Raw genomic sequence first — 11450 nt, forward strand, 5'->3', positions numbered from 1 at the left:
GATCGGTCCAGGGGCACGTTGAGGTCGCTGCGCACGAGCACCCGCTTGCCCCGCAGCCGGCCCCACCACCGGAGGAACCGTGAAGACGATCGACGACCTCGAGCGCGAGCTCGGCGGCCTGCGCGGCAAGCGGGTGCTCGTGCGCAGCGACCTCAACGTGCCCCTGGACCGATCCGGCGGCGCCCCGCGCATCACCGACGACGGCCGCGTGCGCGCCTCGGTGCCCACCCTGCGCCGCCTGCTGGACGCCGGCGCCCGGGTCGTCGTCACCGCCCACCTGGGCCGCCCCGCGGGCGCCCCGGAGGAGAAGTACTCCCTGGCCCCCGTGCACGCCCGCCTGGCGGAGCTGCTGGACGGCGTGGACGTCTCCTTCTGCCCGGTCACCGTGGGCGGGCCGGCCACCGCCGCCGTCGAGGCGCTCACCGACGGCTCCCTGGTGCTGCTGGAGAACGTGCGCTTCAACGCCGCCGAGACCAGCAAGGACGCCGCCGAGCGCGGCGCCTTCGCCGACTCCCTGGCCGCCCTGGCCGACGCGTTCGTCTCCGACGGCTTCGGCGCGGTGCACCGCGAGCACGCCAGCGTCTACGACGTCGCCACCCGCCTGCCGCACGCCGCCGGCGGTCTGGTCGCCACCGAGGTGGAGGTGCTGCGCCGGCTGACGAGCTCGCCCGAGCGCCCCTACGCCGTGGTCCTGGGCGGCTCGAAGGTCTCCGACAAGCTCGGCGTCATCGACAACCTGCTCGGCTCGCTGCTGACCCCCGGCGACCGCCTCCTGGTCGGCGGCGGCATGGTCTTCACCTTCCTCAAGGCCGCCGGGCACGAGGTCGGCAAGTCCCTGCTGGAGGAGGACCAGCTGGAGACGGTGCGCGCCTACGTGCGCACCGCCGCCGAGAAGGGCGTGGAGGTGGTCCTGCCCACCGACGTCGTGGCGGCCACCGCGTTCGCCGCCGACGCCGAGCACTCCGTGGTGCCCGCCGACGCGATCCCCGCCGACCGCCTGGGCCTGGACATCGGCCCGGACTCCGGCGCCGCCTTCGCCGCCGCGCTCGCCGACGCGCGCACCGTCTTCTGGAACGGGCCGATGGGCGTGTTCGAGATGGAGCCGTACGCGCACGGCACCCGCGCCGTGGCGCAGGCCCTGGTGGACTCGCGGGCCTTCAGCGTCGTCGGCGGCGGCGACTCCGCCGCGGCGGTGCGCACCCTCGGCTTCGCCGACGAGCAGTTCGGGCACATCTCCACCGGCGGTGGGGCCAGCCTGGAGTACCTCGAGGGCAAGCAGCTGCCCGGCCTCGACGTGCTCGACTGACGCCGACCGACCCCGACCCAGGAGGAGGACCCGCCGTGGCCCGCACCCCGCTCATCGCCGGCAACTGGAAGATGGTCCTGGACCACCAGCAGGGCACCCTGCTGGTGCAGAAGCTGGACTGGACCCTCAAGGACGCCCGGCACGACCACTCGGCCGTCGAGGTCGCCGTGCTGCCCTCGCACACCTCGCTGCGCACCGTGCAGACCCTCATCGAGGGCGACAAGCTCTCCTTCAAGCTCGGCGCGCAGGACGTCTCCGCCCACGAGCCCGGCGCCTACACCGGTGAGGTCTCCGCCGCGCAGCTGGCCAAGCTGGGCGTCACCTACGTCGCGGTGGGCCACTCCGAGCGCCGGCAGCACCACGGTGAGGACGACGCCGCCGTGCGCGCCAAGACCCGCCAGGCCCTGGCCCACGGGCTGACCCCGATCGTGTGCGTGGGCGAGGCGCTGGACGTGCGCCGGGCGGGGGAGCACGTGGCCTTCACCGTCGGGCAGGTCACCGCGGCGCTGGAGGGCCTGGAAGCGGCGCAGGTGGCCTCGATGGTGCTGGCCTACGAGCCGGTGTGGGCCATCGGCACGGGCGAGGTCGCCAGCCCCGAGGACGCCCAGGAGGTCTGCGAGGCGCTGCGCGCGGCGGTGGCCGGGCAGTTCGACGCCGCCACCGCCCAGGCCGTGCGCGTCCTGTACGGCGGCAGCGTCAAGCCCGCGAACATCGCCTCGATCATGCGCCAGCCCGACGTGGACGGCGCCCTGGTGGGCGGGGCGAGCACGGACGCGGGCGACTTCGCGTCCATCGTGCGCTACCGCGACCACCCCGCCTGAGGACACGGCGGGTGCGGGCGGTGCGCCCGCCCGGGCCCGCCGATGGCCTACCCTGGACCAGCCCCGACCCGGCCGGCCCGCGCTGCGGACCGGCCCGAGACGAAGGATCCGCGTGACCGTCCTCCGCATCGTGCTGCAGGTGCTGCTGGCGCTGTCCAGCCTCTTCCTGACGCTGCTGATCCTCCTGCACAAGGGCAAGGGCGGTGGCCTGTCGGACATGTTCGGCGGCGGCGTCACCACGAGCCTGTCGGGGTCGAGCATGGCCGAGCGCAACCTCAACCGCTTCACGGTCGGGATCGCGCTGGTCTGGTTCGTGTGCATCGTGCTGCTCGGCCTCCTGCAGCGCTTCACCGACGAGTTCTGAGCAACCCGGCACTACACCCGCGGCAGCGGACGAGGGGAGAAGTTCAACGTGGCAGGTGGCAACGCCATCCGGGGCAGCAGGGTCGGCGCCGGACCGATGGGTGAGGCGGAGCGCGGCGACACCGCGCCCCGCGTCCGCATCTCCTACTGGTGCGCCAACGGGCACGAGACGCGCCCCAGCTTCGCCGAGGAGTCGGGTGTCGAACCCCCCGAGACCTGGGACTGCCCGCGCTGCGGCTTCCCCGCGGGCACCGACAGGGCCAACCCGCCCGCGCCGCCGCGCAACGAGCCCTACAAGACGCACCTGGCCTACGTGAAGGAGCGGCGCAGCGACGCCGACGGCGAGGCCATCCTCAACGAGGCGCTGGAGGGCCTGCGCGCCCGCGGGCTCATCCGCTGACCCACCGCGCCCCCGCCGCCCCGCGGTACGGGCACGAGGAAGGCCCCCGACCTGCTCAGGTCGGGGGCCTTCCTCGTGCCGCGGGGGAGCGCCTCAGCGGGGCAGCTCCTCGGCGGCCGCGGCGTCCACCAGCCACAGCGTCGCCTCGGTGCCGCGCACCCCGGCCGCCGGCGTGGAGGTCACCTCGTCGCCGCCCACGCCGCGCGCCACCGCAGCGGCCTTCTCCGCCCCGGCGGCGACCACCCACACCTGACGGGCGCGCGCCAGCGCACCGAAGGTGAAGGACAGCCGCACCGGCGGCGGCTTGGGCGACTCGCGCACCCCGATCACGCTGGACTCGTCGCGCGCCAGCCCCGGGTGGTGCGGGAACAGCGAGGCCACGTGCCCGTCCGGGCCCATGCCCAGCAGCAGCACGTCGAAGGCGGGGACCTCCGCACCGCCGGCCGCGGCGGCCAGCTCCGCGGCGTAGCGGGCGGCCGCGGCGTCCGGGTCGTCGCCGTCCGGGCCGTCGGAGGCCGGCGGCTCGTGCACCGTCGCCGGGTCCAGGTCCAGCGCGTCCAGCAGCGCCGCGCGGGCCTGGGTGGCGTTGCGGTCCGGGTGCCCGGCGGGCAGGAACCGCTCGTCGCTCCACCACAGGTGCACGCGCCGCCAGTCCACGGCGTCGCGGGCGGGGGAGGCGGCGACCGCCTCCAGCGCCTTGCCGCCGATCGTGCCGCCGGTCAGCGACACGTGCGCCACCCCGCGCCGGGCCTGGGCGTCGGCGAGGGCGGCGAGCAGCCGGCCCGCCGCCGCGTGCGCCAGCACCTCCGGGGAGGGGTGGACGACGACCAGGGGCTCGCCGCCGCTCACGCGCCGGCCTTCTTGGCGGTGCGCGTGGCCGTGCGGCCGGTGGACCCGCCCGCCGCGGGTGCCGCCTTCTTCGCGGTGGTCCGCTTGGCCGCGGTCTTCTTCGCGGCGGTCTTCCCCGCCGCCGCACCGGCCGGGGCGGAACTCCCCGGCGTCGTCGCCGCAGCGCTGCTCGAGGAGGCCGCGCGGCGGCCCGTCGCGGCGGTGCGCTTCACGGCCGCGACCTTCTCCGCCGGGGAGGTGCCGCGCTCGGAGGCGTTCTCGGAGTGCTCGACGTTCGGGTCCGCGGTGCCGCCGACGCGCTGGGTGGGCTCACCGGGGGTGGCCCGCTTCATGGCGCGGGAGACCCGGGCGGACTTCGCCTCCGCCGCGGCCTGCTGGCGCGCGGCCTGCCCGGGCGGGGACAGCCGGCCCTGCCGCTGCGCGTCGCGCTCCGTCAGGGTCTTCGTGCCCACCTTGGGCAGACCGTCGGCCAGCACCTCGCCGTAGACCTCGTCCGGGTCCAGCCGGCGCAGCTCCTCCGTCAGGCAGTCCTTGACGGGGCGGCGGGCCAGCGCCATGCGCCGGTCCGGCTGCCCCGGCTGCGTCAGGGTCGCCACGTTCTGGTCCGGGCGGATCAGCTCCACGGCGCCCGAGCGCCGCTCCAGGCGCACGCTGTGCACCCCGGTGCCCTTCTTGGTGCGCACGCGCACCACGGGCGCCTTGAGCTTGGCCGTCAGCCACGCGGCGAGCAGCTCCGTGCTGGGGCTGTCGGGCGCACCGGCCACGGTGATGGTGCTGACCGGCTCGAACGGCGGCTGGTCCAGCGCCGCCGCCAGCAGGGCCCGCCAGTTCGTCAGCCGCGTCCACGCCAGGTCGGTGTCGCCGGCGCGGTAGCTGCCCCGTCGCTGCTCCAGGGCCTTGCGCGGGTCGCGGGACTCGGCGGAGTCGGTGATGCGGCGCTGGGCGATCCGCCCGATGGGGTCGGCGCCCACGTCCTCCGGGGCCGCCCCCGGCCACCACGCCACGATCGGCGCGTCCGGCAGCAGCAGCGAGACGACGGTGGTCTCCCCGTGCTCCACCAGGGGGCCGTACGCGCGCAGCACGACGACCTCGCTGGCGCCGGCGTCGCCGCCGACGCGGATCTGCGCGTCCAGGCGCGCCGCGCCGCGCTTGTTGCCGCGGGCCAGCACGAGCACCCGGCACGGGTGCTCGCGGCTGGCCTCGTTGGCCGCAGCGATGGCGTCCTCGGCGTGCGCGTCGTCGGTGACGACGACGAGCGTGAGCACGCGGCCGAGCGCGACGGCGCCCCCGGAGTCGCGCAGGTCGACCAGGGCCTTGTTGATGGCGCTGGTGGACGTGCTGGGCAGGTCGATGATCACTTCGTCCGCTCCCCGTCGAGGTGCTGTCCGGTCGTGGGGGCCGCGCCCCGGGCGCGGCGGCTCACGGCCGCCGCCAGGCGCGGCCGGTCCGCTCGAGCATCGCGTTCGCCGACGCCGGGCCCCACGTGCCGGAGGCGTACGGCTCGGGCTTGCCGTTGCGCGCCCAGAACTCGGTGATCGGGTCCAGGATCTTCCAGGACAGCTCGACCTCCTCGTGCCGGGGGAACAGCGGCGGGTCGCCCAGCAGCACGTCCAGGATGAGCCGCTCGTAGGCCTCGGGGCTGGACTCGGTGAAGGCGTGGCCGTAGCCGAAGTCCATCGTCACGTCGCGCACCTCCATCGCGGTGCCCGGGACCTTCGAGCCGAAGCGCAGCGTCACGCCCTCGTCGGGCTGCACCCGGATCACCAGGGCGTTCTGCCCCAGCTCCTCGGTGGCGGTGCGCTCGAAGGGCAGGTGCGGGGCCCGCTTGAAGACCACCGCGATCTCCGTGACCCGCCGGCCCAGCCGCTTGCCGGCGCGCAGGTAGAACGGCACGCCCGCCCAGCGGCGGGTGTCGATCTCCAGCTCGATCGCGGCGAACGTCTCGGTGGTGGAGTCCTGCGGGATGCCCTCCTCGTCCAGGTACCCCTTGACGTGCTCGGAGCCCTGCCAGCCCGCCGCGTACTGCCCGCGCGCGGTGGACCTCGACAGGTCCTTGGGCAGGCGCACCGCGGAGAGGACCTTCGCCTTCTCCGCGCGCAGGTCCGCGGCGTCGAAGGAGACCGGCTCCTCCATCGCCGTCAGCGCCAGCAGCTGCAGCAGGTGGTTCTGGATGACGTCGCGCGCCGCGCCGATGCCGTCGTAGTAGCCGGCGCGCCCGCCGATGCCGATGTCCTCGGCCATCGTGATCTGCACGTGGTCGACGTGGTTGGCGTTCCACAGCGGCTCGAACATCTGGTTGGCGAAGCGCACCGCCAGCAGGTTCTGGACGGTCTCCTTGCCCAGGTAGTGGTCGATTCGGAACACCGAGTCGGCGGGGAAGACGTCCTCGACGACGGTGTTCAGCTCGCGCGCGGACCTCAGGTCGTGGCCGAACGGCTTCTCGATGACCACCCGGCGCCACTGGTCGCCGTGCTGCGCGGACAGGCCGCTGCGGGCCAGCTGCTTGGCGACCACGGGGAAGAAGCGCGGCGGGATCGACATGTAGAACGCGTGGTTGCCGCCGGTGCCGCGCACGCGGTCCAGGTCGGCGACCGTGGCGGCCAGCTGGTCGAAGGCCTCGTCGTCGTCGAACTCGCCGGGCACGAAGCGGAAGCCCTCGGCCAGCTGCGCCCACACCGACTCGCGGAAGGGCGTGCGGGCGTGCTGGCGCACCGAGTCGTAGACGATCTTGCCGAAGTCCTGGTCGGCCCAGTCGCGGCGGGCGAAGCCCGTCAGGGCGAAGCCCGGCGGCAGCAGGCCGCGGTTGGCCAGGTCGTAGATCGCCGGCATGAGCTTCTTGCGGGCGAGGTCCCCCGTGACGCCGAACATCACGAGACCGCACGGCCCCGCGATCCGCGGCAGGCGCCGGTCGCGGGGGTCGCGCAGCGGGTTGTGCCCCGCCGGGGTGGGGCTCACTTGGCCTCAGCCTGGGTCTTCACGCGCTCGAGCTCGTCGGTGACCGTCTGCAGCAGCTCGCCCCAGCTCTTCTCGAACTTGTCCACGCCCTCGCGCTCCAGCAGGTCCACCACCTCGGTGTAGGACACGCCCAGGCGCTCCAGGTCGTCCAGGACGGCCTGCGACTCGCCGTAGGAGCCGCGGATCGTGTCGCCGGTGACCTCGGCGTGGTCGATCGTGGCGTCCAGGGTCTTGCCGGGCATCGTGTTGACGGTGTTCGGCGCGACCAGCTCGGTGACGTACAGGGTGTCCGGCAGGTTCGGGTCCTTCACGCCGGTGGAGGCCCACAGCGGCCGCTGCGCCTTGGCGCCGGCCTCCTTGAGCACCTGCCAGCGCGGGGTGCCGAAGACCTCCTCGTACGCCTGGTAGGCCAGGCGGGCGTTGGCCAGGCCGGCCTTGCTGCGCAGCGCCTTCGCCTCCTCGGTGCCGATCGCGTCGAGGCGCTTGTCGACCTCGCTGTCCACGCGGGAGACGAAGAAGGACGCCACGGACTGGATCCCGGACAGGTCCAGGCCCTTCTCGCGGGCCTGCTCCAGGCCGGTCAGGAAGGCCTGCATGACGGCGCGGTAGCGGTCCAGGGAGAAGATCAGCGTGACGTTGACGCTGATGCCCTCGCTGATGGCGGTGGTGATGGCGGCCAGGCCCTCCACCGTCGCGGGGATCTTGATGTAGAGGTTCGGGCGGTCCACCGCGCCCCACAGCTGGCGGGCGGAGGCCTCGGTGCCGGCGGTGTCGTGGGCCAGGCGCGGGTCCACCTCCAGCGAGACCCGGCCGTCGAGGCCCTCGGTGCGGTCGTACACCGGGCGCAGCACGTCGCAGGCGCGGCGCACGTCCTCGGTGGTGATCTGGAAGACCGCCTCCTCGGTGTCGGCGCCGGCGGCCACCAGCTCCTTGACCTGCTCGGTGTAGCGGTCGCCCTTGGCCAGCGCCGAGGCGAAGATCGTCGGGTTGGACGTCACGCCCAGCACGCCGGCGCCCACCAGGCGCTGCAGCTCGCCGGAGTCGGTCAGCTCGCGCGACAGGTCGTCCAGCCACACCGACACGCCGTGCTCGCGCAGGGTCTCGAGGTTGTTGCTCACGGGGTTCTCCGTTCCGTTCGTGCGCTCCGGGGCGCCGGGACGGCGCCCTCGCTGCTGGCGCCCCGCCCGGGGAGGGGGCGCCGGTGCCCCGCGGGGCCGCCCTCCGGCGGCCCCGCGGGGGACGGTCACTGCAGGCCGGCCAGGCTCTCCTTGGCGGCGGTGACGACGACCTCGTCCGTGAAGCCGAACTCGCGGTACAGGTCCTGGTAGTCCGCGGAGGCGCCGAAGTGCTCGATGCTCACCGTGCGGCCGGCGTCGCCGACCAGGTCGTGCCAGCCCTGGGCGATGGCGGCCTCGACCGACACGCGCGCCTTGACCTGCGGCAGCAGCACGGTGTCGCGGTACGACTGGGGCTGCTCGTCGAACCACTCGCGGCACGGCATGGAGACCACGCGGGTCGGCACGCCCTGCTCCTCGAGCTTCTCGCGGGCGGCCACGGCGATCTGGACCTCCGAGCCGGTGGCGATGATGATCACCTGCGGGGTGGCGGCGGAGGCCTCCACGAGCACGTACGCGCCCTTGGCCACGCCCTCGGCCGCGCCCCAGCCCTCCTGGGAGCGGTCGAAGGTCGGCAGGTTCTGGCGCGACAGCGCCAGGCCGGCGGGGCGGTCGGTGTTCTCCAGGATCGTCTTCCAGGCCCACGCGGTCTCGTTGGCGTCCGCCGGGCGGACGACGTCCAGGCCGGGGATGGCGCGCAGCGAGGACAGGTGCTCGATCGGCTGGTGGGTCGGGCCGTCCTCGCCCAGGCCGATGGAGTCGTGCGTCCACACGTAGGTGACCGGCAGCTTCATGATGGCCGCCAGGCGCACCGCGGGGCGCATGTAGTCGCTGAACACCAGGAAGGTCCCGCCGTAGGGGCGGGTGCCGCCGTGCAGCGCGATGCCGTTGAGGATCGAGCCCATCGCGTGCTCGCGGATGCCGAAGTGCAGGGTGCGCCCGTAGGGGTTGCCGTCCCACGTCTTCGTCGTGCGGCTCGGCGGCAGGAAGGACGGCTCGCCCTTCATGCTCGTCAGGTTCGACTCGGCCAGGTCGGCCGAACCGCCCCACAGCTCCGGCAGGGTGCCGGCCAGCGCGTTGAGCACCTCGCCGGAGGCCTTGCGCGAGGCGATCGACTTCCCGGGCTCGAAGACCGGCAGCGCCTGCTCCCAGCCGGCGGGCAGGGTGCGGGTGCTCATCCGCTCGAACAGCTCGGCGCGCTCGCCGGCGCCCGCGCGCCACGCCTCGAAGGCCCCGTCCCACTCGGCGCGCAGCGCCTTGCCGCGCTCGCGCGCGGCGCGGGTGTGCGCCAGGACCTCCTCGGGCACCTCGAAGGTCTGCTCCGGGTCGAAGCCCAGGACCTCCTTGGTGGCCCGCACCTCCGCCTCGCCGAGCGCGGAGCCGTGCGACTTGCCGGTGTTCTGCAGGGTGGGCGCCGGGTAGGCGATCGTGGTGCGCAGCACGATGATCGACGGCTTGCCGGTCTCGGCCTTCGCCGCCTGCAGCGCGTCCCACAGGCCCTGGACGTCCTCGGTGTACGGACCCTCGCCGCCGTTGGTCCAGTCCAGGGTCTGGACGTGCCAGCCGTACGCCTCGTAGCGCTTGCCGGTGTCCTCGGCCAGGGCGATCGCGGTGTCGTCCTCGATCGAGATGTGGTTCGCGTCGTAGATGACGACGAGGTTGCCCAGCTCCTGGACCCCGGCGATGGCGGAGGCCTCGGAGGAGACGCCCTCCTCGATGTCGCCGTCGGAGGCCAGCACGTACACGTGGTGGTCGAACGGGCTCTGCTCCGGAGCGGTGTCCGGGTCGAACAGGCCGCGCTCGCGGCGCGCCGCCATCGCCATGCCGACGGCGGAGGAGATGCCCTGGCCCAGCGGGCCGGTCGTCATCTCCACGCCCGCGGTGTGGCCGTGCTCCGGGTGCCCCGGGGTCTTCGAGCCCCACTTGCGCAGCGCCTTCAGGTCGTCCAGCTCCAGGCCGTAGCCGGCCAGGTAGAGCTGGATGTAGAGGGTGAGGCTGGAGTGCCCGCACGACAGGACGAAGCGGTCGCGGCCGGTCCAGTCGGGGTGGGCCGGGTCGTGCTTCATGAGCTTCTGGAACAGCGTGTAGGCGACCGGGGCCAGGCTCATCGCCGTGCCCGGGTGCCCGTTGCCGGCACGCTGCACGGCGTCCATGGCCAGGACGCGGACGGTGTCGACCGCCTTCTGGTCCAGGTCGCTCCACTCGAGGTTCTGCTGGCTCACGTGTCTCCTCCCGTGCGAACCAGCTGACCGTCCAGCGCCGCCGGGGCGGTGGGTGAACCGGCCGTGGTCCGCTCTGTGTCTGCGTCGTTCGTCCCCGGCGCCGTCACCGGTCCCCGGCGCGGCCGACCGCCCCGCCCGGGGGCGGTGACGGGACCGGGTCCGCCCGCGGTCGTCGTCAGCGCCACCGGCCAGGACCCCCGCCCGGGGGCGGTGGTGGGCGGACCGGTGGATCACTGCAGGACGAGCCTACTCGCAGGCGGGCGTGGCGCAGCTCACGGCCGGTCACGACGCCGTCCGCGCCGCGACGCGCCCCGGACAACGACACGACGTAATAGAGGCGTAGCATCGCCAGTGCCCGCTGCCGCCTCGCCCAGAGGATCCTGTGACTGTCGTCGATCCGCGTCCCTCCGACGCCTCCGCGCACTCGCGGCCCCTGCTGGGGCGCCGGCGCCGGGCCCGCCGGGGACCCAGCCGATTCCCGCGCGCCGCGGCCTACCTCGCCCTGACGAAGCCGCGCATCATCGAGCTGCTGCTCATCACGACGATCCCCGTCATGGTCTTCGCGGCCGGCGGCCTGCCGCCGCTGGGCCTGGTGCTGGCGACGTTCGTGGGCGGCGCCCTCGCCGCCGGGTGCGCCAACACCCTCAACTGCTACTTCGACCGCGACATCGACGCGCTGATGAAGCGCACCCAGAACCGGCCGCTGGTGACGGGGCGGGTCAGCCCGCGCCAGGCGCTGGTGTTCGCCGCCGCCCTCGGCCTGGCCTCCGTCGCGCTGTTCGTCGCGTTCGTCAACGTCCTGTCCGCGGTCCTGGCCCTGGCGGCCATCGCGCTGTACATCGTGGGCTACACGCTGCTGCTCAAGCGCCGCACCTCCCAGAACATCGTCTGGGGCGGGGTGGCCGGCTGCATGCAGGTGCTCATCGGCTGGACGGCCGTCACCGGCCGCCTGGACTGGGCGCCCTTCGTCCTCTTCGGCGTGATCTTCCTGTGGACGCCGCCGCACTACTGGCCCCTGTCGGTGCGCTACCGCGAGGACTACGCCAACGCCGGGGTGCCGATGCTGCCCGTGGTGGCCAGGCCCACCACGGTCTCCCGCCAGATCGTCGCCTACACCGTGGCGATGGTGCTGTGCTCGCTGCTGCTGGTGCCCGTGGGCGGCGCCGGACCGGTCTACGGCGTGGCCGCCCTGGTCCTCGGCGCCGGCTTCCTCGCGCAGACCCTGCGCCTGCACGGGCGCGCCCGCCGCTTCGAGCGCGAGACCGGCGGCCGCGACGCCGGCACCGTCGAGCAGCTCAAGCGCATCAGCCCCATGGGCGTCTTCCACGGCTCCATCACGTACCTGACCCTGCTGTCCCTGGCCGTGGCCGTGGACCCGTTCGCGCGCTTCGCCTGGCCCTTCTGAGCCCCGCGGATCCC

10 protein-coding genes are annotated in these 11450 nt (G+C 74.1%); 5 read left to right on the plus strand and 5 right to left on the minus strand.

Annotation, left to right across the window (positions count from 1 at the left end; genetic code table 11):
• The first annotated feature begins 79 nt into the window (after positions 1–79).
• The 4 genes from GTR00_RS05565 (at position 80) to GTR00_RS05580 (ending at position 2890) form a co-directional block, all read left to right on the plus strand.
• Positions 80–1306 carry a phosphoglycerate kinase gene (locus GTR00_RS05565; RefSeq protein WP_166610643.1) on the plus strand — a complete coding sequence of 409 codons (1227 nt, stop codon included), beginning with the start codon at positions 80–82 and terminating at the stop codon, positions 1304–1306.
• Between the two features lie 35 nt (positions 1307–1341).
• Positions 1342–2127: a triose-phosphate isomerase gene (gene tpiA, locus GTR00_RS05570; protein WP_166610644.1), complete on the plus strand. Its 786-nt coding sequence runs from the start codon at positions 1342–1344 to the stop codon at positions 2125–2127.
• 112 nt (positions 2128–2239) lie between these two features.
• Positions 2240–2491 (plus strand): preprotein translocase subunit SecG, encoded by a 252-nt coding sequence (secG, locus tag GTR00_RS05575; RefSeq protein WP_166610645.1) that lies wholly within the window; start codon positions 2240–2242, stop codon positions 2489–2491.
• Between the two features lie 48 nt (positions 2492–2539).
• Positions 2540–2890, plus strand: a complete 351-nt coding sequence (locus GTR00_RS05580) for an RNA polymerase-binding protein RbpA (protein ID WP_166610646.1) — start codon at positions 2540–2542, stop codon at positions 2888–2890.
• Positions 2891–2983: 93 nt separating this feature from the next.
• Here the strand turns inward: GTR00_RS05580 and pgl are convergent, their stop codons facing one another.
• The 5 genes from pgl to tkt all read right to left on the minus strand — a co-directional run bounded on the left by pgl (position 2984) and on the right by tkt (position 10031).
• Positions 2984–3739 carry a 6-phosphogluconolactonase gene (gene pgl / locus GTR00_RS05585; protein WP_166610647.1) on the minus strand — a complete coding sequence of 252 codons (756 nt, stop codon included), beginning with the start codon at positions 3737–3739 and terminating at the stop codon, positions 2984–2986.
• Complete coding sequence (opcA, locus tag GTR00_RS05590; RefSeq protein ID WP_166610648.1) at positions 3736–5097, minus strand: glucose-6-phosphate dehydrogenase assembly protein OpcA; 1362 nt, start codon at positions 5095–5097, stop codon at positions 3736–3738. The genes pgl and opcA overlap by 4 nt, the downstream gene beginning before the upstream one ends.
• Before the next feature lie 61 nt (positions 5098–5158).
• Positions 5159–6694 carry a glucose-6-phosphate dehydrogenase gene (gene zwf / locus GTR00_RS05595; protein WP_166610649.1) on the minus strand — a complete coding sequence of 512 codons (1536 nt, stop codon included), beginning with the start codon at positions 6692–6694 and terminating at the stop codon, positions 5159–5161.
• Positions 6691–7812: a transaldolase gene (tal, locus tag GTR00_RS05600; RefSeq protein ID WP_166610650.1), complete on the minus strand. Its 1122-nt coding sequence runs from the start codon at positions 7810–7812 to the stop codon at positions 6691–6693. The genes zwf and tal overlap by 4 nt, the downstream gene beginning before the upstream one ends.
• A 125-nt stretch (positions 7813–7937) precedes the next feature.
• A complete protein-coding gene (gene tkt / locus GTR00_RS05605; RefSeq protein ID WP_166610651.1) occupies positions 7938–10031 on the minus strand; it encodes a transketolase in 2094 nt (697 codons plus the stop codon).
• Positions 10032–10413: 382 nt separating this feature from the next.
• Here tkt and GTR00_RS05610 point away from each other — a divergent pair, with 382 nt between their 5' ends.
• Complete coding sequence (locus GTR00_RS05610) at positions 10414–11436, plus strand: heme o synthase (protein WP_166610652.1); 1023 nt, start codon at positions 10414–10416, stop codon at positions 11434–11436.
• Positions 11437–11450 lie beyond the last annotated feature (14 nt).

The organism is Kineococcus indalonis, from assembly GCF_009906395.1.
GTDB lineage: Bacteria > Actinomycetota > Actinomycetes > Actinomycetales > Kineococcaceae > Kineococcus > Kineococcus indalonis.